The organism is Streptomyces sp. NPDC059224 (genome assembly GCF_042754285.1).
Taxonomy (GTDB): domain Bacteria; phylum Actinomycetota; class Actinomycetes; order Streptomycetales; family Streptomycetaceae; genus Streptomyces.
Window position 1 is genome coordinate 78,081 of record NZ_JBHZAN010000016.1, and the last position, 26,745, is coordinate 104,825.

Annotated in this window: 24 protein-coding genes; 12 read left to right on the top strand and 12 right to left on the bottom strand. The window is 71.6% G+C overall.

Translation table 11 applies throughout. The annotated features are described in order from the left end of the window. Nucleotides 1-406: 406 nt before the first annotated feature. Genes ACFXI4_RS19065 through ACFXI4_RS19075 form a run of 3 tightly spaced genes read left to right on the top strand, consistent with a single transcriptional unit; the run spans nucleotide 407 to nucleotide 3,256 of the window. Entirely contained in the window at nucleotides 407-1,471 is a 1,065-nt protein-coding gene (locus ACFXI4_RS19065) for a type III polyketide synthase (protein WP_362715980.1), read from the top strand. A gap of 5 nt (nucleotides 1,472-1,476) precedes the next feature. Next, on the top strand, nucleotides 1,477-2,727 hold the full coding sequence (locus ACFXI4_RS19070; protein WP_384992404.1) for a cytochrome P450: 1,251 nt from the start codon (nucleotides 1,477-1,479) through the stop codon (nucleotides 2,725-2,727). A gap of 7 nt (nucleotides 2,728-2,734) precedes the next feature. Continuing rightward, nucleotides 2,735-3,256 (top strand): cupin domain-containing protein, encoded by a 522-nt coding sequence (locus ACFXI4_RS19075; RefSeq protein WP_384992143.1) that lies wholly within the window; start codon nucleotides 2,735-2,737, stop codon nucleotides 3,254-3,256. Between the two features lie 27 nt (nucleotides 3,257-3,283). Here the strand turns inward: ACFXI4_RS19075 and ACFXI4_RS19080 are convergent, their stop codons facing one another. Further along, nucleotides 3,284-4,510, bottom strand: a complete 1,227-nt coding sequence (locus tag ACFXI4_RS19080) for an acyl-CoA dehydrogenase family protein (protein WP_362715975.1) — start codon at nucleotides 4,508-4,510, stop codon at nucleotides 3,284-3,286. Between the two features lie 172 nt (nucleotides 4,511-4,682). On the opposite strand from ACFXI4_RS19080, the gene ACFXI4_RS19085 reads away from it, so the two are divergent. Next, nucleotides 4,683-5,327, top strand: coding sequence for a TetR family transcriptional regulator (locus tag ACFXI4_RS19085; RefSeq protein ID WP_362715972.1), 645 nt, complete (start codon nucleotides 4,683-4,685; stop codon nucleotides 5,325-5,327). A gap of 64 nt (nucleotides 5,328-5,391) precedes the next feature. On the opposite strand, the gene def is transcribed toward ACFXI4_RS19085, so the two are convergent. Further along, a complete protein-coding gene (gene def, locus ACFXI4_RS19090; RefSeq protein WP_384992147.1) occupies nucleotides 5,392-5,931 on the bottom strand; it encodes a peptide deformylase in 540 nt (179 codons plus the stop codon). Between the two features lie 150 nt (nucleotides 5,932-6,081). Here def and ACFXI4_RS19095 point away from each other — a divergent pair, with 150 nt between their 5' ends. The 5 genes from ACFXI4_RS19095 (at nucleotide 6,082) to ACFXI4_RS19115 (ending at nucleotide 10,665) form a co-directional block, all read left to right on the top strand. Next, complete coding sequence (locus tag ACFXI4_RS19095) at nucleotides 6,082-7,320, top strand: MurT ligase domain-containing protein (protein WP_351499380.1); 1,239 nt, start codon at nucleotides 6,082-6,084, stop codon at nucleotides 7,318-7,320. 23 nt (nucleotides 7,321-7,343) lie between these two features. Continuing rightward, nucleotides 7,344-8,072: a glutamine amidotransferase gene (locus ACFXI4_RS19100; RefSeq protein WP_362715965.1), complete on the top strand. Its 729-nt coding sequence runs from the start codon at nucleotides 7,344-7,346 to the stop codon at nucleotides 8,070-8,072. Nucleotides 8,073-8,252: 180 nt separating this feature from the next. Beyond that, on the top strand, nucleotides 8,253-9,278 hold the full coding sequence (locus tag ACFXI4_RS19105; RefSeq protein ID WP_384992151.1) for a 6-phosphofructokinase: 1,026 nt from the start codon (nucleotides 8,253-8,255) through the stop codon (nucleotides 9,276-9,278). A gap of 164 nt (nucleotides 9,279-9,442) precedes the next feature. Then, the gene (locus ACFXI4_RS19110) at nucleotides 9,443-10,393 is read left to right on the top strand and encodes a cytochrome c oxidase assembly protein (protein ID WP_384992153.1); all 951 of its coding nucleotides are present in this window, start codon (nucleotides 9,443-9,445) and stop codon (nucleotides 10,391-10,393) included. 92 nt (nucleotides 10,394-10,485) lie between these two features. Continuing rightward, nucleotides 10,486-10,665 (top strand): hypothetical protein, encoded by a 180-nt coding sequence (locus ACFXI4_RS19115; RefSeq protein WP_362715958.1) that lies wholly within the window; start codon nucleotides 10,486-10,488, stop codon nucleotides 10,663-10,665. 12 nt (nucleotides 10,666-10,677) lie between these two features. Here the strand turns inward: ACFXI4_RS19115 and ACFXI4_RS19120 are convergent, their stop codons facing one another. The 4 genes from ACFXI4_RS19120 to ACFXI4_RS19135 are packed head-to-tail and all read right to left on the bottom strand — an operon-like array spanning nucleotide 10,678 to nucleotide 14,735. Then, nucleotides 10,678-11,883 (bottom strand): sensor histidine kinase, encoded by a 1,206-nt coding sequence (locus ACFXI4_RS19120; protein WP_384992156.1) that lies wholly within the window; start codon nucleotides 11,881-11,883, stop codon nucleotides 10,678-10,680. Further along, nucleotides 11,880-13,592: a cation acetate symporter gene (locus ACFXI4_RS19125; protein WP_384992159.1), complete on the bottom strand. Its 1,713-nt coding sequence runs from the start codon at nucleotides 13,590-13,592 to the stop codon at nucleotides 11,880-11,882. Before ACFXI4_RS19125 ends, ACFXI4_RS19120 begins: the two co-directional genes overlap by 4 nt. A gap of 22 nt (nucleotides 13,593-13,614) precedes the next feature. Further along, nucleotides 13,615-13,983 carry a hypothetical protein gene (locus tag ACFXI4_RS19130; protein ID WP_362726096.1) on the bottom strand — a complete coding sequence of 123 codons (369 nt, stop codon included), beginning with the start codon at nucleotides 13,981-13,983 and terminating at the stop codon, nucleotides 13,615-13,617. Between the two features lie 2 nt (nucleotides 13,984-13,985). Then, on the bottom strand, nucleotides 13,986-14,735 hold the full coding sequence (locus tag ACFXI4_RS19135) for a LytTR family DNA-binding domain-containing protein (RefSeq protein ID WP_362726099.1): 750 nt from the start codon (nucleotides 14,733-14,735) through the stop codon (nucleotides 13,986-13,988). 120 nt (nucleotides 14,736-14,855) lie between these two features. Here ACFXI4_RS19135 and ACFXI4_RS19140 point away from each other — a divergent pair, with 120 nt between their 5' ends. From ACFXI4_RS19140 to rocD, 3 genes are all read left to right on the top strand, one after another. After that, nucleotides 14,856-15,362: an Lrp/AsnC family transcriptional regulator gene (locus ACFXI4_RS19140; protein ID WP_351933319.1), complete on the top strand. Its 507-nt coding sequence runs from the start codon at nucleotides 14,856-14,858 to the stop codon at nucleotides 15,360-15,362. Nucleotides 15,363-15,506: 144 nt separating this feature from the next. Beyond that, a complete protein-coding gene (ddaH, locus tag ACFXI4_RS19145) occupies nucleotides 15,507-16,316 on the top strand; it encodes a dimethylargininase (RefSeq protein WP_384992163.1) in 810 nt (269 codons plus the stop codon). Between the two features lie 19 nt (nucleotides 16,317-16,335). Beyond that, nucleotides 16,336-17,556: an ornithine--oxo-acid transaminase gene (gene rocD / locus ACFXI4_RS19150; protein WP_384992166.1), complete on the top strand. Its 1,221-nt coding sequence runs from the start codon at nucleotides 16,336-16,338 to the stop codon at nucleotides 17,554-17,556. A 134-nt stretch (nucleotides 17,557-17,690) separates the two neighbouring features. Here rocD and cobT read toward each other — a convergent pair whose 3' ends face one another. The 6 genes from cobT to ACFXI4_RS19180 form a co-directional block, all read right to left on the bottom strand. Beyond that, a complete protein-coding gene (gene cobT, locus ACFXI4_RS19155; protein WP_384992169.1) occupies nucleotides 17,691-21,323 on the bottom strand; it encodes a nicotinate-nucleotide--dimethylbenzimidazole phosphoribosyltransferase in 3,633 nt (1,210 codons plus the stop codon). Between the two features lie 393 nt (nucleotides 21,324-21,716). Continuing rightward, complete coding sequence (cbiE, locus tag ACFXI4_RS19160; RefSeq protein WP_384992171.1) at nucleotides 21,717-22,949, bottom strand: precorrin-6y C5,15-methyltransferase (decarboxylating) subunit CbiE; 1,233 nt, start codon at nucleotides 22,947-22,949, stop codon at nucleotides 21,717-21,719. A gap of 114 nt (nucleotides 22,950-23,063) precedes the next feature. Then, complete coding sequence (locus ACFXI4_RS19165) at nucleotides 23,064-23,693, bottom strand: GNAT family N-acetyltransferase (protein ID WP_384992174.1); 630 nt, start codon at nucleotides 23,691-23,693, stop codon at nucleotides 23,064-23,066. Between the two features lie 175 nt (nucleotides 23,694-23,868). Further along, complete coding sequence (locus ACFXI4_RS19170; RefSeq protein ID WP_384992177.1) at nucleotides 23,869-24,705, bottom strand: MetQ/NlpA family ABC transporter substrate-binding protein; 837 nt, start codon at nucleotides 24,703-24,705, stop codon at nucleotides 23,869-23,871. A 76-nt stretch (nucleotides 24,706-24,781) separates the two neighbouring features. Next, nucleotides 24,782-25,492, bottom strand: coding sequence for a methionine ABC transporter permease (locus ACFXI4_RS19175; protein ID WP_362727494.1), 711 nt, complete (start codon nucleotides 25,490-25,492; stop codon nucleotides 24,782-24,784). Nucleotides 25,493-25,512: 20 nt separating this feature from the next. Next, nucleotides 25,513-26,547 carry a methionine ABC transporter ATP-binding protein gene (locus ACFXI4_RS19180; protein ID WP_384992180.1) on the bottom strand — a complete coding sequence of 345 codons (1,035 nt, stop codon included), beginning with the start codon at nucleotides 26,545-26,547 and terminating at the stop codon, nucleotides 25,513-25,515. Between the last annotated feature and the right edge of the window lie 198 nt (nucleotides 26,548-26,745).

Here is a 26,745-nt window from a genome sequence, read left to right on the forward strand (position 1 = left end):
CTTCTCCTCGTACGCTGCGCCGCGACCCGGACGGCGCACTGCGCCAGATGCAGGAACGCACGTCGGCGGGCGGGATCACCCGGTGTTTTCCGGAGCATGTGCGGCACGTTTCTCCCGACTCGCCCGGCCACTGGTCACCTGCGGGGCCCTGGATCGGTGTTCGCCTCGGGGAAAAGCTCTGACCTGGCCGTTCTCGGCATTTTCGCAATCGTGTCCGGCGCCGTGTCCTCCTGACCGGGACAACTCTGCGCCGATCCGTCCCTGACACGGGGTCACCGGTTCGGAGTAGTCCGGCGCGAGATCGTCGCCCTCACGGGTGATCGTGAGGGAACCACCTCCTGAGGTGAACCACCTCTCTGACCGGTCGGGGCCAAACCCGCCGGAAGGCTGAAAGCAGGCACGGTTCATGGCGACTTTGTGCAAACCCTCAGTGTCGGTCCCGGAGTACGTGATCACGATGGAGGAGACGCTGGAACTGGCGCGCTCCCACCACGAGAACCACCCGCAGCTGCCACTGGCGCTGAGACTGATCGAGAACACGGGCGTTCGCACCCGGCACATCGTGCAGCCGATCGAGGAAACCCTCAAGCACCCCGGCTTCGAGGAGCGCAACAAGCTCTACGAGGTCGAGGCCAAGGCCCGGGTCCCCGCAGTCATCCAACGAGCGCTGGACGACGCAGAGCTGCTCACCCGCGACATCGACGTGATCATCTACGTCTCGTGCACGGGCTTCATGATGCCCTCGCTCACGGCGTGGCTGATCAACGAGATGGACTTCGACTCCACCACCCGCCAGATCCCCATCGCGCAGCTCGGCTGCGCGGCCGGCGGAGCGGCTATCAACCGGGCGCACGACTTCTGCTCGGCGTACCCGAACGCCAACGCGCTCATCGTGGCCTGCGAGTTCTGCTCGCTGTGCTACCAGCCGACCGACCTCGGCGTCGGCTCGCTGCTCTCCAACGGCCTCTTCGGTGACGGCATCGCCGCCGCCGTGGTCCGCGGCAAGGGCGGTACCGGCGTCGAGCTCGAACGCAACGGCTCGTACCTGATCCCCAAGACCGAAGAGTGGATCATGTACGACGTCCGGGCCACCGGATTCCACTTCCTGCTGGACAAGCGGGTCCCGGCGACCATGGAGCCGCTCGCGCCGGCCCTCCAGGACCTGGCAGGGCTGCACGGCTGGAACGCATCCGACCTGGACTTCTACATAGTCCACGCGGGCGGGCCCCGCATCCTGGACGACCTGAGCAAGTTCCTCAAGGTCGATCCGCACGCGTTCCGGTTCAGCCGGTCCACGCTCACCGAGTACGGCAACATCGCGAGCGCCGTCGTCCTGGACGCACTGCGCCGGATGTTCGAGGAGGGCGGTGCCGAGCACCAGGCACGCGGCCTGCTGGCCGGATTCGGTCCCGGCATCACCGCGGAGATGTCGCTGGGTCGCTGGCGGCGTGCGGGCGAAGAGGCGGCTTGACCGCGATGGCGCTCACCGAACCGCTCGGCCCCGCCGACGAGGCCGCGGACCGGTCCTCCGGCGCGGCCGCCTGCCCGGTCCGGCACTGGGAGGTGCCGGACCTGGCGGGAGTGGACTTCGACCCCACCCTGGCCGAGCTGATGCGGGAGGGTCCGGTCACCCGGATCCAACTGCCCAACGGCGAGGGCTGGGCCTGGCTGGTCACCCGGTACGACGACGTACGGATGGTGGCCAACGACCTCCGGTTCAGCCGTGAGGCGGTGATGGAGCGGCAGGTCACCAGGCTCGCCCCGCACTTCATCCCGGACCGTGGGGCGGTCGGTTTCCTGGACCCGCCCGACCACACGCGGCTGCGCCGCTCGGTGGCCTCCGCGCTCACCTCCAAGGGCGTGGAGCGGGTCCGGGACAAGGCCCGCCGCATGCTGGACGAGCTCGTCGACGAACTCGTCCAGGACGGCCCGCCCGCCGATCTCACGGCGACGGTCCTGAGCCCCTTCCCCATCGCGGTGATCTGCGAGGTGATGGGCGTTCCGGCCGCCGACCGGCACACCTTGCACATCTGGACCCAGCTGATCCTGTCCTCCAGTCACGGCAAGGAGGTCAGCGAGAAGGCCAAGCGCGAGATGGGCGCCTACTTCGCCGACCTCATCGCCCTGCGCGACAGCAGCACGGGCGAGGACGTGGTCTCGCTGCTGGGCGCGGCCGTGGGCCGCCGCGAGGTCACCCTGGCGGAGGCCGTCGGTCTCGCCGTCCTCCTCCAGATCGGCGGCGAGGCGGTCACCAACAACAGCGGGCAGATGTTCTACCTGCTGCTGACCCGCCCCGACCTCCTGGACCGGCTGCGCACCGATCCGGCGGTCCGCCCCCGGGCGATCGACGAGATGCTGCGCTGGATCCCGCACCGCAGCGCGGTCGGGCTGTCCCGGATCGCCCTGGAGGACGTGGAGATCAGAGGCGTGCGAATCCGTGCGGGAGACGCGGTCTACCTCAGCTACCTGGCCGCCAACCGGGACCCGGACGTCTTCCCGGACCCCGAGACGGTCGACTTCGCCCGCACTCCCAACCCGCATGTGTCCTTCGGGTTCGGCCCGCACTACTGCCCCGGCGGCCAGCTCGGCAGGCTGGAGGAGGAACTCCTGGTCGACGCACTGGTCGACCGGCTCCCCGGGCTGCGGCTCGCCGTGCCCGCGGACCAGGTTCCCTTCCGGAAGGGCGCGTTGATCCGGGGACCCGAGGCACTACCGGTGAGGTGGTGAGTGGCCCATGACGACCACCGAGGGACTCCTCGTACCGCCGGGACACGGACGCGTGGTCCACACGCCGGCCCAGCGCGTCACCTTCAAGGTGACGGGCACGCACTCGATGGCGGCCTCCACCTTCGAGGTGGAGGTCCCGCCGGGCTTCGACGTGGGCGCCCATGTGCACACCCGCAGCGAGGAGCTGTTCTACGTCCTCGAAGGCGAGCTGGACGTTCTCGCCTTCGAGCCGCGCATCCGCACTCCCGACAACTGGCAGAAGTGGGAGTCGACTTCGGGCACGCGGGTGGTGCGGGCGACCCCGGGCACGCTGATCGCCGTACCCCCCGGCTGTCCGCACGCCTTCGCCAACCCGACGGACACCCCGGCGCGGATGTTCTTCCAGTCGTCCCCGCCGCCCGACCACGAGCGCTACTTCGAGGAACTCCTGGAGATCCTCGGCAGCGGCGGTCCACCCGACCACGAGGCGATCGGGCAGCTCCGCAAGCGCTACGACATCGAGCAGCTGACACCTTTGAAGCACCGGTGAGCCGAGCGCCCCGTCAGGGGCGCCGCGCTACCGGATCGGCATCCCGGACAAGGTACGGGCGATCACCAGCCGCTGCACCTCACTCGTGCCTTCGAAGATCGTGTAGATCGCCGCGTCGCGGTGCATCCGCTCCACCGGGTACTCCCGCGTGTACCCGTTGCCGCCCAGGATCTGGATCGCCTGGGCGGTGACCTTCTTCGCGGTCTCGCTGGCGAACAGTTTCGACATCGAGCCCTCGGCGGCGGTGAACGGCTTGCCGTTCACCGCCATCCACGACGCACGCCACACCAGCAGCCGGGCCGCGTCGATCGACGTACGCATGTCCGCGAGCTGGAAGGCGACACCCTGGTTGTCGATGATCGGCCGCCCGAACTGCTCACGGGTCTTGGCGTAGTCGAGCGCGACCTCGTAGGCGGCGCGTGCGGTACCGACGGCCATCGCGCCGACGGCGGGGCGTGAGGCCTCGAACGTCGCCATCGCCGCGTTCTTGACCCGCTCGCCGCCCGCCCTGGCCCGCTCCCGGGCACGGGCGAGGCGCTCGTCGAGCTTCTCCTTGCCGCCGAGCAGGCAGGAGCCCGGCACCCGGGCGTCGTCCAGGACGACCTCGGCGGTGTGCGAGGCACGGATCCCGTGCTTCTTGAACTTCTGGCCCTGGCTGAGCCCCGGCGTCCCCGGCGGGATGATGAAGGACGCGTGGCCCTTGGACCCGAGGTCCGGGTCGACGACCGCGACGACGACATGGACGTTGGCGATGCCGCCGTTGGTCGCCCAGGTCTTCGTGCCGTTGATCACCCACTCGTCCTTGGCCTCGTCGTACACGGCCCGGGTGCGCATGGAGGCCACGTCGGAGCCGGCGTCGGGCTCGGAGGAACAGAACGCGGCGACCTTGACGTCGTTGGCGTCGCCGTACATCTGCGGGATCCAGGTGCCGATCTGCTCCTCGGTACCGTTGGCGAGGACGCCGACGGCGGCCAGGCCCGTGCCCACGATGGACAGCGCGATGCCCGCGTCGCCCCAGAACAGCTCCTCCATCGCCATCGGGATGCCGAGGCCGGTGGTGTCGAAGTACTGCTGGGCGTAGAAGTCCAGGGAGTAGATGCCCACCTTGGCGGCCTCCTGGATGACTGGCCAGGGAGTCTCCTCACGCTCGTCCCATTCGGCGGCCGCGGGGCGGATGACGTCGGCGGCGAAGCCGTGCAGCCAGTCCCGGACCTCCTTCTGTTCGTCGTTGAGCTCCATGGTGAACTCGGCCATGACCCCTCCAGCGGCAGCGCATAATGTGTTACTAGCGGTAACCAAAGTCTGTTACTCGTCGGTAGGAAAAGTCAACTCCCAAGGTCACCTCGGCAGCCAGTTCGAGATGGGTCGGCTGTCAGGTGTTAGTTTGCGCAGGCGTCACCGAAACAGCACGGGGTGGGGAGAGCACATGGACACCACACAGCGGACGGAACAGCAGCGATCCGCCGACCGCCGACGGCGGGAGCTGTTGGAGGCCGCCGACCGGGTGGTGCTGCGCGACGGCCCGCAGGCCTCGATGAACGCGATCGCGGCGGAGGCCGGCATCACCAAACCCATCCTCTATCGCCACTTCGGCGACAAGGGCGGCCTCTACGCGGCCCTCGCCAAGCGGCACACGGACGCGTTGCTGAACTCCCTGCGGGCCGCGCTGGACGCACCCGCGGAGCGCCGTGAGCGGGTCGAGGCGACCTTGGACACCTACCTCGCGGCGATCGAGGCACGGCCCCAGGTCTACCGGTTCCTGATGCATCCCGCGGAGGGCAGCACCGGGTCCGACCAGGGGTTCGACGTGGGGAAACATTCGGCTCCGCTGTTGCGCCGGATGGGTGAGGAGCTGGCCCAGGTCATCGAGGACCGGCTGGATCTCGGGCCCGGGAGTCAGCAGCTGGCACGGGTCTGGGGGCACGGCATCGTCGGGATGATGCACGCGGCCGGGGACTGGTGGCTGGGGGAACGGCCCTGCACTCGTGCGGAATTGGTGAAGGGTCTGGCGGACCTCCTGTGGGGCCGGCTGGCGGCCGCCGGGGACAAAGTGGGCGGTCCGGGGTTCTGAGGGGTCCGGTTTCCCGCTGTGCGCCCGGTGCGGGCCCGTCGCGCCGCCCGCCGGATACGTCCGCTCACCGGCGCCAAGGAGACCTGGCCACCTGTCGCACGAGTCTGCGCTTGCGCCAGCCCGTCACGTGGTCGGCGTACACGCGGCCCTCGAGGTGGTCCGTCTCGTGCTGGAGGCAGCGCGCGAAGAAGCCCGTGCCGTGGATGGTGACCGGCTCCCCCGCCGCCGTACGGCCCTCCACCACCGCGTGGTCGTAGCGTTCCGTCCCCGCCTCCAGGCCCGGCAGGGACAGGCAGCCCTCCGGGCCGCGGATCGTCACACCGTCGGTCGCCACCAGGCGGGGGTTCACCACATGGCCCAGATGCCGCACGTCCTCGTCGTCGGGGCAGTCGAAGACGAACACCCGCAGCGGCTGACCGACCTGGTTCGCCGCCAGGCCCACGCCCTGCGACGCGTACATCGTCGCGAACAAGTCCTCCACCAGACGAGAGAGTTCGGGACCGAAATCGGTGACCTCCGCGCAGCGGGTGTGCAGCACGGGGTCACCGAGCAGGGTGAGGGGCCGGACCCGCCCGCGGGCGCCCGGAATGGAACCTTGTCGCATGGCCGCAAGGGTACGGTTCGATCAGCCCCCGCCCGCCGCGCAGGCGAGGGCCGGAATTCGGGTGTGCGAATAGATCTCGATAGGCTGAGGTGCACACCACGTTGCCGGATGGCTGATGCGCGGCGCGTAGTCAAGGAGGATCGAGAACTGATGGCAGGCAACTCGGACCCGCTCACGCCGCGGGCCAAGATCGCCGTGACCGCCGGCAAGGCGGTCGCGGCGGCGTCCCGTGCCGCGGGACGCGGCAGCGGATCCGTGATCGGCGGCCGGGTCGCACTCAAACTCGACCCCGACCTTCTCGCCCGGCTCGCCCAGAACCTGGACGTCACGCTCGTCTCGGCGACCAACGGCAAGACGACGACCACCCGGCTCATCGCCGAGGCGCTCAAGGCCGCGGGGCCGGTCGTCTCCAACGCGCTCGGCGCCAACATGCCCGCCGGCATCACCTCGGCGCTGGCCGGCGGCTCCGACTCCAAGTTCGGTGTCATCGAGGTCGACGAGAAGTACCTCGCCGGGGTGGCCCGGGACACCGACCCGAAGTGCATCGCGCTGCTGAACCTCTCCCGCGACCAGCTCGACCGGGCCGCCGAGACCCGGATGCTCGCCGAGAACTGGCGGGAGGGCCTGGCCGGCTCGAAGGCCGTCATCGTGGCGAACTGCGACGACCCGCTGGTGGTGTGGGCCGCGTCCTCCTCCCCCAACGTGGTCTGGGTCGCCGCCGGGCAGATGTGGAAGGACGACGCCTGGTCCTGCCCGTCCTGCGGCGGTGTGATGCAGCGCCCGGGCGACGACTGGTTCTGCGGTGAGTGCGGGTTCCGGCGGCCGACCCCCAGCTGGGTGCTGTCCGGGGACCACGTCCTCGACCCGCACGGGTCCGCCTGGCCGATCCACCTCCAGCTGCCGGGACGCGCCAACAAGGCCAACGCCGCCTCCTCGGCCGCCGTCGCCGCCGTCTTCGGGGTGCCGCCGCAGGTCGCCCTGGAGCGCATGTACCAGGTGCAGGCCGTCGCGGGACGGTACGACGTCGTGCAGTTCCAGGGACGTGACCTTCGGCTGCTCCTCGCGAAGAACCCGGCCGGCTGGCTGGAGACCTTCTCGCTGATCGACCCGCCGCCGGCCCCGGTGATCCTCTCCGTGAACGCACGCGGCGCGGACGGCACCGACACCTCCTGGCTGTGGGACGTCGACTACACCCGTCTCACCGGCCACCCGATCTTCGTGCTCGGCGACCGCAAGCTCGACCTCGCGGTGCGGCTGGAGGTCGCGAACCAGCACTTCCAGGTCTGCGACTCCCTCGACCAGGCCGTGCAGATGTGCCCGCCGGGCCGGATCGAGGTCATCGCGAACTACACCGCGTTCCAGGATCTGCGCCGCCGCGTCGGCAACTGACTGACCCCGAAGGACGATCATTGATGAGCGACAACCAACTGCGGCTGGTGTGGATCTACCCGGATCTGCTCAGTACCTACGGCGACCAGGGCAACGCGCTTGTCGTGGAGCGCCGGGCCCGGCAGCGCGGTCTCGACGTGGCCCGCCTCGACGTGCGCAGCGACCAGCCGATCCCGACCTCCGGCGACATCTACCTGATCGGCGGCGGTGAGGACCGTCCGCAGCGGCTCGCCGCCGAGCGGCTGCGCCGCGACGGGCACCTGTACCGGGCCGTGGAGAACGGCGCGATCGTGTTCTCGGTGTGCGCCGGCTACCAGATCCTCGGGCACGAGTTCGTCAACGACCTGGGCCAGCGCGAGCCGGGCCTCGGCCTGCTCGACGTGACGACCGTGCGCGGCACCGGGGAGCGGTGCGTCGGGGACGTCCTCGGCGACATCGACCCGCGGCTCGGCCTGCCCCCGCTGACCGGCTTCGAGAACCACCAGGGCGTCACCCAGCTCGGTCCCACCGCCCGCCCGCTCGCCCGGGTCAGGCTGGGCAAGGGCAACGGCACCGGGGACGGCACCGAGGGCGCGTACAACGACACCGTCTTCGGCACGTACATGCACGGGCCGGTACTCGCCCGCAACCCTCTCATCGCCGACCTGCTGCTGAAGCTGGCACTCGACGTGAACGCGCTGCCGCCGATCGACGACCGGTGGTACGAGGCGCTCCGCAACGAGCGCATCGCGGCCGCCGAGCAGCCCGCCTGAGCTGTACCGCAGAGGTGGATTCCGGGCCCGCCTGACAGGGTGTCCGCTCACATGTGCGGGCGCGTCCAGCAGGCGGACGCCCGGTACGGCGGGACCCCCTCCCGCCGGTAGGGTGACGGCGATGTCAGCCGGACAGCGTGGTCCGGTCTCCGGCCCACGTGAAGAAGGTTGTTTCGGGCTATGCGCATTGGTGTCCTCACGTCCGGCGGCGACTGCCCCGGCCTGAACGCCGTCATCCGGTCCGTCGTGCACCGCGCCGTCGCCGACCACGGCGACGAGGTCATCGGCTTCCGGGACGGCTGGAAGGGCCTCCTGGAATGCGACTATCTCAAGCTCGATCTGGACGCGGTGGGCGGCATCCTGGCCCGTGGCGGCACGATCCTCGGCTCCTCACGCGTCCAGCCCTCGCACCTGCGGGACGGCGTGGAGCGGGCCAGGGGCCATGTCGCCGAGCTGGGCCTCGACGCGATCATCCCGATCGGCGGTGAGGGCACGCTGAAGGCGGCCCGGCTGATGTCCGACGCGGGTCTGCCGATCGTCGGCGTGCCGAAGACCATCGACAACGACATCGCCGTCACCGACGTCACCTTCGGCTTCGACACGGCCGTGGGTGTGGCCACCGAGGCACTCGACCGGCTGAAGACCACCGCCGAGTCCCACCAGCGGGTCCTCGTCGTCGAGGTCATGGGCCGGCACACCGGCTGGATCGCCCTGCACTCCGGCATGGCGGCCGGCGCCCACGCCATCGTCGTACCGGAGCGCCCCTTCGACATCGAGGAGCTGGCCCGCCGGGTCGGCGAGCGGTTCGAGGCCGGGAAGCGGTTCGCGATCGTGGTGGCGGCGGAGGGTGCCAAGCCGAAGACGGGCACGATGGCCTTCGACGAGGGCGGCAAGGACATCTACGGCCACGAGCGGTTCGCCGGGATCGCCCGGCAGCTCTCCGTCGAGCTGGAGCAGCGGCTCGGCAAGGAGGCGCGGCCGGTCATCCTCGGGCATGTGCAGCGCGGTGGCACGCCGACGGCGTACGACCGGGTGCTGGCGACGCGGTTCGGGTGGCATGCGGTGGAGGCCGTGCATCGCGGGGAGTTCGGTCACATGACCGCGCTGCGGGGGACGGACATCGAGATGGTGCCGCTCGCCGAGGCGGTGGAGACGCTGAAGACGGTTCCCGTGGAGCGGTACGACGAGGCGGAGACGGTGCTGTAGGGCTCACGGCCGCGTGCCGGGTGCGGGTGAGTTGTGGCAGGTCGCGCAGTTCCCCGCACCCCTGACGGGACGATGTGGTGCCCCCGGTCGTAGCGGTGCCCGCGGCCGGTTCTAGTCTTGGGGCGGCAGAAACGTACAACCCCCCACGAATCAGGAGCCGCCGGATGGATCACAGCGGGCACGGCATGACCATGGACTTGCCGCCGTTCACGCTGGGGCGGGGGCTGGAGTGGTCGGCGGATCCCTTCTTCCTCGTGGCCTGTGTCGCGGGGCTCGCCCTGTACGGGTGGGGTGTGGTGCGGCTGCGGCGGCGCGGGGACGCGTGGTCCGCCGGTCGTACGGTGTCGTTCGTCGTCGGCGTGCTCACCATCATGCTGGTGATGTGCACCGGGCTGAACGACTACGGGATGGTCATGTTCAGCGTGCACATGGTGCAGCACATGGTCATCAGCATGCTCTCGCCCATCCTGATCCTGCTGGGCGCGCCGGTGACCCTGGCGCTGCGCGCGCTGCCCGTCGCCGGGAAGGGGCGGAAGGGACCGCGTGAGCTGCTGCTGGCCCTGCTGCACAGCCGGTACATGCGGATCATCACCCATCCCGCCTTCACGATCCCGCTGTTCATCGCGAGCCTCTACGCGCTCTACTTCACCCCGCTGTTCGACTTCCTGATGGGGTCGAAGGCCGGGCACGTCGCGATGATGGTGCACTTCCTGGCCGTCGGCGTCGTCTTCTTCTGGCCGATCATCGGCGTCGACCCGGGACCGCACCGGCCGGGATATCTGATGCGGATGCTGGAACTCTTCGCGGGCATGCCGTTCCACGCCTTCTTCGGTATCGCGCTGATGATGGCGTCGGAGCCGATGGTCGAGACCTTCAAGAACCCGCCCGCCTCGCTCGGTATCGACGCGCTCTCCGACCAGACCGCGGCCGGCGGTATCGCCTGGGCCTTCAGCGAGGTCCCCTCCGTGCTGGTGCTGATCGCCCTGCTGTTCCAGTGGTACGGCTCCGAGCAGCGGCAGGCACGGCGCACCGACCGCGCCGCGGACCGGGACGGCGACAAGGAGCTGGAGGCCTACAACGCGTATCTGGCCTCGCTCAACACGCGCAAGACCTGAGCCGCCGCGCGCACTGTTCTCAGCCGCCCCGTCCCGCCCGGAGCGGAACCGGGGCACCATGGAGGGAGTCGGACCACGAGGAGGGTGTCGCGATGCCCGGTTCTGCGAACGGCTCGAACGGTTCCACCAAGGCGATGGGGGTCCTGACCGTGAGCGGGCTGGTGGTCGTCACGGCCTACACGGTGGCGCTCGGCAGCAACGGCTGGCTCTGGTTCGGGTGGGTGGTGCTCGGGCTGCTGACGCTCGCGATGGTGGTCACCCAGAGCGGCTGACGGGCCGAGCGGTCACTCGGGGGTGAGGCGCGCCGCCGGGTGCACGCCGGGCTGGTACTTGGGCAGCCGGGCGGTGATCCTCATGCCGGCGCCGGGGGCGGTCTCGATGACGAGGCCGTGGTCGTCGCCGTACACCTGGCGGAGCCGGTCGTCGACGTTGGACAGGCCGATGCCGCCGGACGGGCTGGTCTCGCCCGCGAGGATGCGGCGCAGCAGTCCCGGGTCCATGCCGCTGCCGTCGTCCTCGATGACGACCAGGGCCTCGGCGCCCTCGTCCTGGGCCGTGATCTGGATGTGACAGGTGCCGGTCTTGCCCTCCAGGCCGTGCTTGACGGCGTTCTCGACGAGGGGCTGCAGGCAGAGGAAGGGAAGGGTCACCGGCAGCACCTCGGGGGCGATCTGGAGGGTGACGGTGAGGCGGTCGCCGAAGCGGGCCCGGACCAGCGCCAGGTAGTGGTCGATGGCGTGCAGTTCGTCGGCGAGGGTGGTGAAGTCGCCGTGCCTGCGGAACGAGTAGCGGGTGAAGTCGGCGAACTCCAGGAGGAGCTCACGGGCCCGCTCGGGGTCGGTGCGCACGAACGAGGCGATCACCGCGAGTGAGTTGAAGATGAAGTGCGGGGATATCTGGGCGCGCAGGGCGCGGATCTCCGCCTCGATGAGCCGGGTGCGGGAGCGGTCCAGGTCGGCCAGTTCCAGCTGCACGCTGACCCAGCGGGCGACCTCGCCGGCCGCGCGGACCAGCACGGCTGACTCGCGCGGGGCGCAGGCGACCAGGGTGCCGTGGACGCGGTCGTCGACGGTGAGGGGCGCGACCACCGCCCACCGGACCGGGCAGTCGGGCTGCTCGCAGTGCAGGCGGAAGGCCTCGCCGCGGCCGGACTCCAGCGGTCCGGCGAGACGCTCCATGATCTCGGTGCGGTGGTGGCCGCCGACCCCGTCCCAGACCAGCAGGTTCTCGTGGTCGGTGAGGCAGAGGGCGTCGGTGCCGAGCAGGGTGCGCAGCCGGCGGGCCGAACGGCGGGCGGTCTCCTCGGTCAGGCCAGCGCGCAGCGGGGGCGCGGCGAGGGAGGCGGTGTGCAGGGTCTCGAAGGTGGCGTGTTCGACGGGGGTGCCGAGGCCGCCGAGGCTCTCGGGGCGTGCGGTGCGCCGGCCCAGCCAGAAGCCGGCGGCCAGCAGCGGGAGGACGGCCACCAGGAGGCCGGCCAGGAACCCGGTCACGCCTTCACCTCCGCGCGCAGTTCCTCGGGGAGGTGGAAGCGGGCCAGGATCGCGGCCGTGCCCGCCGGGACGCGGCCCGGCGTCGCCAGGGAGACCAGGATCATGGTGAGGAAGCCCAGCGGCACCGACCAGAGGGCGGGCCAGGCGAGCAGGGCGTGCAGGTTCCCGGCGCCCGGGAAGTCCGCCATGGTCGCGGCCACCGCGCAGAACGCCGAGCCGCCCCCCACCAGCATCCCGGCGGCCGCGCCGGGCGGGGTCAGCCGCCGCCACCAGATGCCGAGGACCAGCAGCGGGCAGAAGGAGGAGGCGGACACCGCGAAGGCGAGCCCCACGGCGTCCGCGGCCGGCAGCCCGCCGACGATCACGCTGGCCGCGAGCGGTACGGCCATGGCCAGCACGGTCCCGAGCCGGAAGTGCCGTACGCCGCGCGCCGGGAGGACGTCCTGGGTGAGGACGCCGGCGACCGCCATGGTCAGTCCGGAGGCGGTGGACAGGAACGCGGCGAAGGCGCCGCCGGCGACCAGGGCGCCGAGGAGGTCCCCGCCGAGGCCGCCGATGATCCGGTCGGGCAGCAGCAGGACGGCCGCGTCCGCGTTGCCGTTGAGGGTGAGCTCGGGGGTGTAGAGCCGGCCGAGGGCGCCGTACACGGGCGGCAGCAGGTAGAAGAGGCCGATCAGGGCGAGCACGGCGACCGTGGTGCGGCGGGCGGCGACGCCGTGCGGGCTGGTGTAGAAGCGGACGACGACGTGCGGCAGCCCCATGGTGCCGAGGAAGGTGGCGAGGATCAGCCCGTACGTGGCGTACAGCGGGCGCTCCTCGCGGCTCTCGGCGAGCGAGGTGGACATGCCTCCGTTGGTGCCGCGGTCGGTGGCGGGCACCCGGGTGCCCTTGGCGAAGGTCAGGCGGGTGCCGGCGGTGATGTGGTGGGTGCCCTCGGGGAGGGTGACCCTCGCGTCCCGGTGCGGGCGGCCGTCGACCTTGCCCGTCACGGTGACCGTGAGGGGGCCGTCGAGCTTCAGGTCGAGCGTGTCCTGGACGGCGACGGTGCGCTGGTCGCGGAAGGCGGCCGGTTCGTCGAAGGCGTGCGTGGGGGCGCCGTCGCCCTGCCAGGCGAGGACGAGGAAGAGCGCGGGGACCAGCAGGGCGGTGAGTTTCAGCCAGTATTGGAAGGCCTGCACGAAGGTGATGCTGCGCATGCCGCCGGCGGCGACGGTGGCCACCACGACCACGGCGACGATCAGCCCGCCCAGCGCGTCCGGGGCGCCGGTGAGTACCGTCAGCGTCAGTCCGGCGCCCTGGAGTTGGGGCAGCAGATAGAGCCAGCCGACGCCGACGACGAACGCCCCGGCCAGCCGTCGTACCGGCTGCGAGGCGAGCCGGGCCTCGGCGAAGTCCGGGAGGGTGTAGGCGCCGGAGCGGCGCAGCGGGGCGGCGACGAAGAGCAGCAGGACCAGATAGCCGGCGGTGTAGCCGACCGGGTACCAGAGCATGTCCGGGCCCTGTACCAGGACGAGTCCGGCGATGCCCAGGAAGGAAGCCGCGGAGAGGTACTCGCCGCTGATCGCGGCCGCGTTGAGGCGGGGGCCGACGGTGCGGGAGGCGACGTAGAAGTCGGATGTGGTCCGGGATATGCGCAGGCCGAAGGCGCCGACCAGGACGGTCGCGACGACCACGAGGGCGACGGCCGGGACGGCGTAACCGGAGTTCATCCGGCCTCTTCGGGACGGGAGTTCATCGGTCCTCGACGAGGCGGACGAAGTCCTCCTCGTTGCGTTCGGCGCGGCGCACGTACCAGCGGGCCAGCAGGATCAGCGGGGCGTACAGGCAGAAGCCGAGCACCAGCCACTCCAGGCGGCGGGTCTGCGGCGCGGCGGCGAAGACCAGCGGAAGCGGGCCGACGAGCAGCACGAGGACCGTGAACACGACCACGGCGACGCGCAGTTGGGAGCGCATGAGGGAGCGGACGTAGGTGTGGCCGAGGGTGGTCTGTTCGTCGATCTCGGTGCGCGCGCGACAGTAGTCGGAGCCACGGCGGGCCCGGCGGCTGCGGCGGGGCGGGCCGGTGACGGTGACCCGGCGCTCGGCGGGGTCGGTGGGCACCGTCAGACCCTCCTCATCAGCAGGTCCCGCAGCTCGCGGGCGTGGCGGCGGCTGACCTGGAGTTCCTCGCCGCCGACCAGCACGCTCACCGTGCCCGCGTCCAGGCGGAGTTCGCCGATGTGGCGCAGGGCGACCAGGTGACGGCGGTGGATGCGGACGAAGCCGCGGGAGCGCCAGCGGTCCTCCAGGGTGGAGAGCGGGATGCGCACCAGGTGGCTGCCGCGTTCGGTGTGCAGGCGGGCGTAGTCGCCCTGGGCCTCGACGTGGGTGATGTCGTCGACTGCCACGAACCGTGTGACACCGCCGAGTTCGACCGGCAGCTGGTCCGGGTCGGGTTCGTGCACGGGTATGTGCGGTGCGGCTCCGCGCAGTTCGGCGACCCGGCGTACCGCCTCCGCCAGGCGTTCCTTCCGCACGGGCTTCAGGACGTAGTCGACCGCCTTGAGGTCGAAGGCCCGCACCGCGAAGTCCTCGTGGGCGGTGACGAACACGACCAGCGGGGGCCGGGCGAAACCGGTGAGCAGCCTGGCCATCTCCAGGCCGTCCAGGCCGGGCATCTGCACGTCCAGGAAGACGACGTCGACGGCCTCGGGGCCGTGGGGCCCGGACTCCAGGGCGCGGGTGATGCGGCGCAGCGCCTCGGTGGCGTCCCCGGCGCCCTCGACGCTGCCGATGCGCGGATCGGCGTTCAGCAGATAGAGGAGCTCCTCCAGCGAGGGGCGTTCGTCGTCGACGGCGAGGGCGCGCAGCATGAACGGAGTGTAGGCGGCGGACCGGGGCGCTGGACATGTACCGGACGTGGCCGTCCGCGTCCCGGGGACCACCGGAGGTGGCGCTCCTGAAGTGCTCCGTGCCGTGGATACAGTGCGGACATGAACAGCGGCACCGCCCCCTTCGACGATCTCGACCGGAAGATCACCACCGCGCTGATGGCGAACGCGCGGACCAGTTTCGCCGAGATCGGCGCGGCCGTCGGACTGTCCGCGACGGCCGTGAAGCGTCGGGTCGACCGGCTGCGCGAGACCGGTGTGATCACCGGGTTCACGGCCACCGTCACCCCTTCGGCCCTCGGCTGGCGGACGGAGGCGTACGTCGAGGTGTACTGCGAGGGCGCGGCCCCGCCCCGGCGGCTCGCCGAGGTGGTCCGCAACCATCCGGAGATCACCGCGGCCATGACGGTGACCGGCGGAGCGGACGCCCTGCTGCACGTCCGCGCCCGGGACGTGGACCACTTCGAGGAGGTGCTGGAACGCATCCGGGTGGAGCCGTTCATCCGGAAGACGATCAGTGTGATGGTGCTGTCGCACCTGCTCCCGGAGAGCCCGGAGGCCGGCGCGACCCACGCGGCACCCCAGGCGCCCGGGGGCGGACCCGGGTAAACGCACCGATGCTGCGTTCGTATGATCGAAGACGCAGCATTCCTGCGCAGACACGCAACATCCATTGCTTGTCCACCGTATCCGACGCTTTCTACCTTGGTTTCACCCCTCGTCGACACCGCAGGAAAGCGGAGGAACACCTCTGTGGCCGAAACCCGTGTGCCGCGCGTCCGGCGCTTTCTCGTCTGCGAACCCAGACACTTCGCCGTGCAGTACGCGATCAATCCCTGGATGAACCCCGACACCAGGGTCGACGTCGACCTCGCCCATGAGCAGTGGACCGCGCTCATCAGCGCCTACCGCGCCCACGGCCACACGGTCGACCACCTGGAGCCGGTCCCCGGCCTGCCCGACATGGTCTTCGCCGCGAACTCCGCGGTCGTCGTCGGCGGCCGGGTCTTCGGCTCGCTGTTCCACGCGCCCGAGCGGCGCCCCGAGTCCTCCCACTACGACCTCTGGTTCAAGACCGCCGGCTATGACGTGTACCGTCCCGGCTCGGTGGTGGAGGGTGAGGGCGACCTGGTCTGGACGGGCCGCTACCTGCTCGCCGGCACGGGCTTTCGCACCACCCGGGAGGCGCACCGCGAGGCGCAGGAGTTCTTCGGCCACCCGGTGATCAGCCTGACCCTGGTGGACCCGTACTTCTACCACCTGGACACCGCGCTGTTCGTCCTGGACGACGAGAACGTCTGCTACTACCCCGAGGCCTTCTCCAGCGGCAGCCGCGAGGTGCTCGGCCGGCTCTACCCGGACGCGGTCCTCGCCACCCGCGACGACGCCATGGCCTGGGGGCTGAACTCCGTCTCCGACGGCCACCGGGTCTTCATCGCGCCGCAGGCCGAGGTGCTGGCCTCCCGGCTCGCCGACCACGGCTACGAACCGGTCCCCGTCGACCTGTCCGAGTTCCACAAGGCAGGCGGCGGCATCAAGTGCTGCACCCAGGAAATCCGCTGAGGTCCGAGGAGAGTCATCGATGACCGCACCCGCGCACACCCGTACCTCCGCCGAGCTGATCGAGGCCGAGGGGCCGGTCCTCGCGCACAACTACCACCCGCTGCCCGTGGTCGTCGCCCGCGCCGAGGGCGCCTGGGTGGAGGACGTCGAGGGGCGCCGCTACCTCGACATGCTGGCCGGTTACTCGGCGCTCAACTTCGGCCACCGCCACCCGGCTCTGATCGAGGCCGCCCACCGCCAGCTGGACCGCCTGACCCTCACCTCCCGGGCCTTCCACAACGACCGGCTCGCCGGGTTCGCGGAGCGGCTGGCCGCGCTGACCGGCATGGACATGGTGCTGCCGATGAACACCGGCGCCGAGGCGGTGGAGAGCGGCATCAAGGTGGCCCGCAAGTGGGCCTACGACGTGAAGGGCGTCCCGGCCGACCGGGCCACGATCGTCGTGGCGGCGGACAACTTCCACGGCCGTACGACGACGATCGTCAGCTTCTCCACCGACGAGACCGCCCGCGCGGGCTTCGGCCCGTTCACGCCGGGCTTCCGGATCGTGCCGTACAACGACCTGGCCGCGCTGGAGGCGGCGGTCGACGAGACGACGGCCGCCGTGCTGATCGAGCCGATCCAGGGCGAGGCGGGGGTCGTGATCCCCGACGACGGCTATCTGGCCGGGGTCCGCGAACTGACCCGGCGGGCGGGCTGCCTGTTCGTGGCCGACGAGATCCAGTCCGGCCTCGGCCGCACCGGCCGTACCCTCGCCGTCGACCACGAGGGCGTCGTCCCGGACGTCGTACTGCTCGGCAAGGCGCTGGGCGGCGGGATCGTGCCGGTGTCGGCGGTGGTGGCCCGGCGCGAGGTGATGAGTGTGCTGCGGCCGGGCGAGCACGGCTCGACGTTCGGCGGCAACCCGCTCGCCGCCGCGGTCGGCACGGCCGTGGTCGAGCTGCTGGAGGGCGGCGAGTTCCAGCGCCGGGCGGCCGAGCTGGGCGTGGTGCTGCGGGAGGGTCTGACGGAGCTGACCGGCCGGGGCGTGGTCGGGTTCCGCTCCCGCGGACTGTGGGCGGGCGTCGACGTGGACCCGGCGATCGGCACCGGGCGCGAGATCAGCGAACGCCTGATGCGCGAGGGCGTCCTCGTCAAGGACACGCACGGCTCGACGATCCGGCTGGCCCCGCCGCTCACCGTCACCGCGGAGGAACTGCGCTCGGCGCTGGGGGCGTTGGAGAAGGTACTGGCGGCCTGAGCCGGTGGGGGCGCGCCCGCGCGCGCGCGCCCCCCCCCCCCACCACCACCGCTCAGCCACCAGGGAACCGGCATGGCCGTCCCGCGGCCACCGGCCCCGTGGCCGGGCCCCGGAACCGCGGTGCCCGGCGGCCCCTACTTCTCGGTCACGCCCGCCGAGTCGAACGTGGCCACCTCGTGCATGGCCCTCGCGGTGCTCTGCACCAGCGGCAGTGCCAGCAGCGCGCCGGTGCCCTCGCCGAGGCGCAGGTCCAGGTCGACCAGGGGGCGCAGGCCCAGCTTGTTGAGGGCAGCGACATGGCCCGGCTCCGCGCTGCGGTGGCCGGCGATGCACGCGGCCAGGACCTCGGGGGCGATCGCCCGGGCCACCAGGGCGGCGGCGCCGGCGCTGACGCCGTCCAGGATCACCGGCGTACGCAGGGACGCGCCGCCCAGCAACAGGCCCACCATCGCCGCGTGTTCGAAGCCGCCGATCGCCGCGAGGACGCCGATGGGGTCGGCCGGGTCCGGCTGGTGGAGGTCCAGGGCACGGCGGACGACCTCGGTCTTGCGGGCGAGGGTCTCGTCGTTGATGCCGGTGCCGCGGCCGGTGACCTCGGCGGGGTCGGCCCCGGTGTAGACGGAGATCAGCGCGGCGGACGCCGTGGTGTTGGCGATACCCATCTCACCCGTGAGCAGGGCCTTGTTGCCGGCCGCCACCAGATCGCGGGCGGTCTCGATGCCCACCTCGATGGCCTGCTTGGCCTCCTCGCGGGTCATGGCCGCGCCGGTGGTCATGTCGGACGTGCCCGCACGGACCTTGCGGGGCAGCAGGCCGGGCGTCGCGGGGAGTTCGGAGGCGACGCCCACGTCCACCACGCACACCTCGGCGCCCACCTGGGAGGCGAACGCGTTGCAGACCGCTCCGCCGCCGAGGAAGTTGGCCACCATCTGGGCGGTGACCTCCTGCGGCCAGGGGGTGACGCCCTGGGCGTGCACCCCGTGGTCGCCGGCGAAGATCGCGACGGCCGCGGGCTCCGGGATCGGCGGCGGGCACTGCCGGGACAGACCGGACAGCTGGGCGGAGATGATCTCCAGCATGCCGAGCGCTCCGGCCGGCTTGGTCATCCGCTTCTGCCGCTCCCAGGCCTCGCCGAGCGCCTTGGCGTCCAGCGGGCGGATCCCGGCGACGGTCTCGGCGAGCAGGTCGTGCGGGTCCTCGCCGGGCAGGGCACGACGGCCGTAGGTCTCCTCGTGGACCACCCAGGACAGCGGGCGCCGCTTGGACCAGCCGGCCTGCATCAGCTCCGGCTCGTCCGGGAACTCGTCGACGTACCCCACGCACAGGTAGGCAATGACCTCGAGGTGCTCGGGCAGGCCCAGCGCGCGGACCATCTCGCGCTCGTCGAAGAAGCTGACCCAGCCGACGCCGAGGCCCTCGGCGCGGGCGGCGAGCCAGAGGTTCTCGACGGCGAGGGCCGCGGAGTACGGCGCCATCTGCGGCTGGGTGTGCCGGCCGAGGGTGTGCCGGCCGCCGCGGGTCGGGTCCGCGGTGACCACGATGTTGACCGGGGTGTCGAGGATGGCCTCGATCTTCAGTTCCTTGAACTGCTTCGCGCGGCCCTTGGGCAGGGACTTGGCGTACGCGTCGCGCTGGCGCATGGCCAGTTCGTGCATCGAACGGCGGGTGTCGGCCGACCGGATCACCACGAAGTCCCAGGGCTGGGAGTGGCCGACGGAGGGCGCGGTGTGGGCCGCCTCCAGGACGCGCAGCAGCACCTCGTGCGGGATGGGGTCGCTGCGGAAGCCGTTGCGGATGTCACGGCGTTCGCGCATGACCTTGAGCACGGCCTCGCGCTCGGCGTCGTCGTAGGCGGGCGCGGCCGGGCCGGTGGACTGGGGTGCTTCTGCCACGGCGGCCGTGCTCTCTTCCTGGTCGGCGGCCCTGGTCTCCAGGTCCTCCGCGTGCTGTACGACATCGAGCGGGTGCTCCGCCACCGGACCGGGCTCGGCCTCGCGGGGCGCGGGGACGGTGGCCGTGGGCTCCGGCACGCTCTCGCCCTGGTCCTGGGCGGGCAGGACCAGCGGGTGCGGCGGGGTCGGGGCGAGGTGCGGTGTGGTCGGCACCTGGCCCTCGACGGCGACGAACTCACCGAAGGACTGGTCCGGCGCGGGCTCCGGCGAAACGTCCCCGGCCAGTGCCTCCTGGGCCGCCGGGGTCTCCTCCGGCTGGGCCGCGGGGCTCGGCGGGGTGCCCTGGATCTGGGGGCCGGCGAGCGGCTGGGCGGGCAGCGGTTCAGTCGGCTCGGGGGCGGCGGGGGTCTCCGCCTGCGGTACGACGGCCGCCTCGGGAAACCCGCCGGGGGCCTCGGTCGTCACGGCGTCCGGCGCGGGCCGCTCCGTCCCGGGGGCGGCGAACGGCTCCGGCGGCTGCGGGGCGTCGGCGACCGCAGCGGGGGCCGCGGCGGCGGGCGCCTCGGCGGCGGCCTCCTGCGGCTGCGCCGGCGCGGCCGCGGGGGTGACCACCGGCTGACCGGCCTCGGCCGGGACGGCTTCCGGGGCGGCGACCGGGTGGGCCCCGCCCGCCTCCGGCATCGGGACGGACTCGGAGGCGACGGTCTCCACGGCGTGCTCGGGCCCGACAGGCTCCGGGACCCGCGGCTCCGGCGCGACCGGCGGCACGTGCTGGACCACTGCGGGCTGCGCCGGCTCGGCCGCGGCGTCCGGTTCCGGTGGTACCGCGTCCACGAGCTGGCCCGGAGCCTGAGCGACGGGCCCGGACCCGGGCCCGGCCACCGGGTCGACAGCCGCACCGGGCGCGGGCGCGGTCTCCTGCGTCTGGGAAACCTCCGGGATCTCCGGAGCCCGTGGAGCGTGCACGGCCTGCGGGACCTGCGGGGCCTCCGCGATCACCGGCGCGGCCTCCGGAGCCGGTCCCTGGGCACCGCCCGGAGCCCCAGCCCCGGCGGCCCACGGATCCACCGGCTCGGCCACGGGCGCCGGAACGCTCCCGTCGACCGGCTGGGCCGCGCCCTGCGGGCCGTACGCGTTCTCGGGCCACGTCCCGGGGCCCGCCGGTGCCTGCTGCTGTGCGGTGAAGCCCGCGGCGTCCGCCGCCAGGTGCTCGTGCGCGAAGGCCGCGGGAGCGGCGACGGCGGCGGCCATGGAGGCCACTGCCTCCGGTGCCGGAACAACCGTTTCGGCAGCCTGCGCCCGTGCGGCCACCTGTGCCACCGGCGCCGCCTGCGGGACCGTCTGCGGTGCGCCCCAGGGCGCGGCGGGCTGCGGCGTGGCCTCGCCCTGCGGCTGGGCGTCCAGGTACTCGGGCCCGGCCGTCGGCAGGCCGGGCTGCCGGGTCGCCGGCGCGCCGGCCGGGCCGCGGTCGGCGAGGGAGCGGACCGGGCTGGCGGAGGTGTCGGGGATCGGCGGACCGAGGTGCAGCGGGCGGCGGGGGGCCGGGGTCGCGGTCGGGTCGTGCGGGACGGAGAGGATCGGGGACGCCGGTACCGAGCTGGGCAGCCGGACGGCGGTGAGGTCGACCGAGCCGCTGTCGCGGCCGTCCGTCTCGTGCGGGCCGGGCTCGTGGACGGTCTCGACGACCGGTTCCGGGGCCGGTGGCGGCACCTCGTTGCCCCAGGCACCCTGGGCGCCCGGGAGCAGCAGGTCCTCGTCCTCGGCGGGCGACTCGGAGAGGTAGGTGTACGCGCCGTGCTCGGGAACGCCCGGCTGTTCCACCATGCCTGCGCTCTCCGGCAGTCCCTCGCCCGGGACCTGGCCGGTGTCCGTCATGCGTACCCCTCGCCCATCGGTTAGTGCCTTCTACGACCAGCTCGCTCGGGGCGGCGCACCGACCGTCCCGCAGTGAAGAACGAGCGTGCGTGCCCAGCGGCACGAACGACCCGCCGGAAAAGGCGACAAAGCCATTCAGTGCCATTGTCCCGGCCGTTCGACCGTCACGGCAGCGTGATCCGCGACAGCCCGCTGTGGACTGCGCCACGTTGCGCGTCCCCGGTTTCTGCAGTACCACACCCGCCCCAAAAGGAGCGCGTTTTCCGGATATTGACGAACGAATGTCCGGGCCACCGGTGCGGTGCAGCGATCGGCCAGCCTACCGCGCGCTGTACGACAACAGGATCACGGGGCGCGCTCGGACAGGCCCGCCCCTCGCCCGGCCACCGCCTCTCAACGAGACGCTTCGCGCTGCGGCAATGTCCCGCTGAGCAGGAACGCGACGTTCCGCTCGGTCTCCGTCCAGGCCCTGGTGTCGAGTTCGACGGACTGCAGCAGGGCGCATTCGACCTGATACCCGTGCTCGGTCAGGTCGCGCCCGATGAGTTCGGCCGCGTCACGGGTGGCGGCGTGGGTGACGATGCGCTGCGGGCGCCGGTCGGCGACCGCGGTGACCACGGCCGCTCCCCCGCCGCCGACCCGGACGACGTCGGGCTCGGGCAGGTTCTCCAGCACGTGGGGCGCGCCGCCGTGCACGATCTGGAACTGGACCCCGAACTTGCGGCCGGCCGCGTCGCTGCGGACGCAGGCCGCCAGGTCCCGGTCGACGGCGATGACGGCGGCCCCGGCACGCGCCGCCTCGGTGGCGAACGCGCCGCTGCCGCAGCCGATGTCCCAGACGAGGTCCCCTACCCGCGGGCCAAGCCGGGCGAGTTGGGCGGCCCTCAGCAGATCCGTTTCGCCTTCGCCGAGCGCGGCTCCCTCGCCGTACTCCGCGTCGGGCTGCACCCAGCCGCGCGGGCCGGCCGACGGGTCCCGGCCGGCGATCCAGCCGCCGCCCTCGCCCGCCGGCACCGGTGCGGACGGCCCGCCGATGACGATGACGACGTTGGGGTCGCGCCAGGTGTGGTCGGCGGCCTTGTCGGAGGTGACGACGCTGACCTGCTCGCGGTCGGTGCCGAGTTCCTCGCAGATGACGAAGGTGCGGTGGACACCCTCCATCAGCAGACCCAGTTCGGCAGGTCCGGCGCCGGGCGAGGTGAGGACGGCGACCTTGGTATGGGCGCGGCACACGTTCACCGCGCGTCGCAGGGTGCGCCGGTGTGCGACGACCACCTGGGCGTCGTCCCAGGGCATCCCGGCACGGGCGAAGGCGGCGGCCACGGAGGACACCGCGGGGACGACCTCGACCTCCAGGCCGAACTCGGGCGCGCGCAGGGTCCGTACGACACCGAAGAAGCCGGGGTCGCCGTCGGCGAGCACCACCGCGGTGCCGCGGTGGCCCGCGATACGGCGGGCGGCGAGGGCGACGCTGCCGAGGCGGACGCGCTCGGCGGCCGGTGGCACCTCGGGGAGAGCCAGATGGTGCGCCGCGCCCGCGACGAGTGTGGCGGCGCCCAGCGCGCCGCGTCCCGCGGCGGTCAGCGGCGAGCCGTCCCAGCCGATCACCGTGACCCGGTCGGCCATCGTCGTCAGTCTCCAGGGATGTCGCAGGTCGTCAGGGTCCAGGGCCCGTGCGCGGGCTCCGTGAGGGTACCTGGTGGAGCTGTCCGGCGGGTGACGGGAGGAGTCCCGCCCGCGTCAGTTCCAGGAGGTGAAGCCACCGCTCTCGGCGAACTCCTCGCCGGCGCCTTCCAGGTCCTCCGGGAGCAGGCTCCACACGATGAAGTCGGTGCGCACGTCCGACCACGTGCCGTCGTCGGCGCGCACGTGGACTATGCAGGCGTTGCGCAGCACGCCCTCGCTGATACCGCCGATCTTCTGGGCCACCTGCTGGGAGGCGGTGTTGTCCGCGGCGGTGCGGATCTCGATGCGTTCGAGCTTCTGGTCGCCGAAGAGCCAGTGGGCGGTGGCGAGCGAGGCTTCGGAGGCGTAGCCCTCACCGCGGGCCCAGGGGGCGATGATGTACGACAACTCGGTCGACCGGATGTGCCAGTTGGTCTTGGTGAGCTGGATGACGCCGACCAGGCGCTGGGTGAGGAACTCGGTGACCGCGAGGTCCAGGCCCCGGCCGTCGGTGCGTTCGGCGGGGGCGTAGTCGCTGATCCAGTGCCGGGCGGCGTCCTCGGTGAACGGCTGGGGCACGTCGGTCCAGGCCGCGACCTGCTCGTCGTTCATCATCTCGGCCAGGGCGGGCACGTCGTCCTCGTCGAGGGGACGCAGCACCAACCGCTCCGTGCTGATGGAGATGTTGGGGAAGGTGCTAGTCATGCGCCACTCCGTAACCTTCGGAAATCCTGCAGGGCGTGCGAACTGCCCAGCATGCAGCATGAAACCACTGAACGGCACGACGGGGTCCGCCCGCGGTGAGCGAGTGGACCCCGTGCGTGGCGTTACGCCGTATACGTGCCGTCGGACAGACGTACACCGCCCGTCGGGAAGACGGTCAGAAGGACGGGATGACCGAGCCCTGGTACTTGTCCTCGATGAACTTCTTGACCTCCGGCGAGGTGAGGAGCCTGGCGAGCTTCTTCACCCGCGGGTCCTTCTCGTTGCCCTCCTTGACGGCGAGGAAGTTGCCGTAGGGGCTGTTCTTCGCGGACTCCAGGACGAGGGCGTCCTTGGCGGGCTTGATACCGGCCGAGATGGCGTAGTTGCCGTTGATCACCGCGGCGTCCACGTCGTCCAGGGAGCGTGCGGTCTGGGCCGCCTCGACCTCCTTGAACTGGAGGTTCTTCGGGTTCTTGGCGATGTCCTGCGGGGTCGCCTCGCTGCCGGCGCCGTCCTTGAGGGTGATGAGCCCGTTGGCGGCCAGCAGCTTGAGGGCACGCGCCTCGTTCACCGCGTCGTTCGGGACGGCGACGGTCGCTCCGCTCTTCAGCGCGTCGGCGCTCTTGACCTTGTGGGAGTAGAGGCCGAGCGGCTCCAGGTGCACCGTGACGACGGGCACGATGTGGGTGCCGCGCTTCTTGTTGAAGTCGTCGAGGTACGGCTGGTTCTGGAAGTAGTTGGCGTCCACCGAGCCGTCCTCGGTCGCCGTGTTCGGGACGATGTAGTCCTGGAACTCCTTGACCTCCAGGTCGAGTCCGGCCTTCTTCGCCAGGTTGTCCTTGACGTAGTTCAGGATCTCGGCGTGCGGGGTGGGGCTCGCGGCGACGACGAGCGGTCCGCTGTGGTCGGCGGAGCCGGAGGCGGAGTCGTTGTCCGAGCCGCAGGCGGTGAGCCCGAAGGTGAGGGCTCCGGCGGCGAGGACGGCAGTGGTGAGTTTGGCGGTGTTACGCACGAAAAGTGCCTTTCCTTAAGGGTGGAGCGACCCCGCGTGGGTGGTGCGGGGAAATCTGGCGGGACGCCGAAGGCGCTCAGGCGGCCTCGCCGTCGACCGCGGCGGCCTTCAGCAGCCGCAGTCTCGGCGCCGGCCCGGACTGCCCGCCGCGGCGGTGCAGGGAGCGGGCCGTGTAGTCGCCGGCGAACTGGATGAGCGAGATGACGACGGCGAGGATCGCCACCGTGATCCACATCAGCTGGGTCTCGAAGCGCTGGTAGCCGTAGCGGATCGCGATGTCGCCGAGACCGCCGGCGCCGACCGTGCCGGCCATGGCCGAGTAACCGATGAGCGCGACGATCGTGGTGGTCGTGGAGGAGATCAGCGAGGGCAGCGACTCGGGCACCAGGACCTTGCGTACGACGGTCCAGGTGTTGCCGCCCATCGCCTGCACGGCCTCGACGAGTCCGCCGTCCACTTCGCGGACAGCCGTCTCGACCAGCCGCGCGAAGAAGGGGATCGCCCCGATGGCGAGCGGCACGATGGCGGCCTCACGGCCGATGGTCGTCCCGGTGACGGAGCGCGTGAAGTTCATCAGCGCGACCATGAGGATGATGAACGGCATCGAGCGGGCGATGTTCACGACCTGCCCGATGACCTTGTTGGCCAGCACGTTCTGGAGCAGCCCGCCGCGGTCGGTGAGGACCAGCAGGACGCCGAGCGGGAGACCGCCTACGACGGCGATCAGCGTGGACCAGCCGACCATGTAGAACGTGTCCCCACACGCCTGGGAGAGCAGCGGCTGCATCGCAGACCAGTCCGTCCAGGTCACTTGGCACCTTCCTTCACCAGCACGGGCTCCTGGCCCACCACGTCGATCTGCAGGCCCTGTTCGCGCAGGAAGCCGATCGGCACCACGTTGTCCTCGTAGCGGCCGGGCAGTTCGATGCGCATCCGGCCGATCTGGAGGCCACCGACGGTGTCGATGGCGGCACCGAGGATCGATATGTCGATGTTGTAGGTGCGGGAGAGCTGGGAGATGACCGGCTGGGTGGCGGCCTCGCCGTGGAAGGTGACGTCGAGGACGGTGCGGTCGTCGCCGGAGGCCTCCCCGCCGACCGGGAACAGCGCGGCGGCCAGCTCGGAACCGGGGGTGCCGAGCAGCTCGCTGACGGTCCCGGACTCCACGACACGTCCCTTGTCCATGAGGGCGGCCGAGTCGCAGATCGACTTCACCACGTCCATCTCGTGCGTGATGAGCAGGACGGTCAGGCCCAGCTGCCGGTTCAGGTCGCGCAGCAGCTGCAGGATGGAGCGGGTGGTCTCCGGGTCGAGGGCGCTGGTGGCCTCGTCGGAGAGCAGCACCTTGGGATCGCCGGCGAGGGCCCGGGCGATGCCGACGCGCTGCTTCTGGCCGCCGGAGAGCTGGGCGGGGTAGGACTTCGCCTTGTCGGCGAGGCCGACCAGGTCGAGCAGCCCCAACGCCTTGCGGGAACGTTCCTTCCCTGACGTGCCGAGGATTTCGAGCGGCAGCTCGACGTTGTCCTGGACGGTCCGGGAGGAGAGCAGGTTGAAGTGCTGGAAGACCATGCCGATACGGCTGCGCGCCTGCCGCAGCTCCCGGCCGGCCCGCGGGCCGCGTCCGGCGAGGGCGGTGAGGTCCCGGCCGTCGACGGTGACGGTGCCGGCGGTGGGGCGCTCCAGGAGGTTGACGCAGCGGATGAGTGAGGACTTGCCGGCGCCGGACTGGCCGATCACGCCGAACACCTCGCCCTCGCGGACGTGCAGATCGACGCCGTCGAGGGCGGTGACCTCGCGGCCGCGGGTGCGGTAGACCTTGGTCAGGCCCGTTGTGGTGATCACTGGGATTCCATCACTGTTGAGTACGCGGGCGTGGGTGTGCCCTGGTACGGGAGGGAAAATGTGCGCGGGGCAGCCGGGTCACATACGGCGCAGGGCGTACGGACAGGCCACGGCGGCGGCTCGCTTCGGGGCGCGAGGCTCTGGGGTGGTGCGGGGGCCCTCTAGAAGGCGCACATTCGACACATACAACGAGCACCG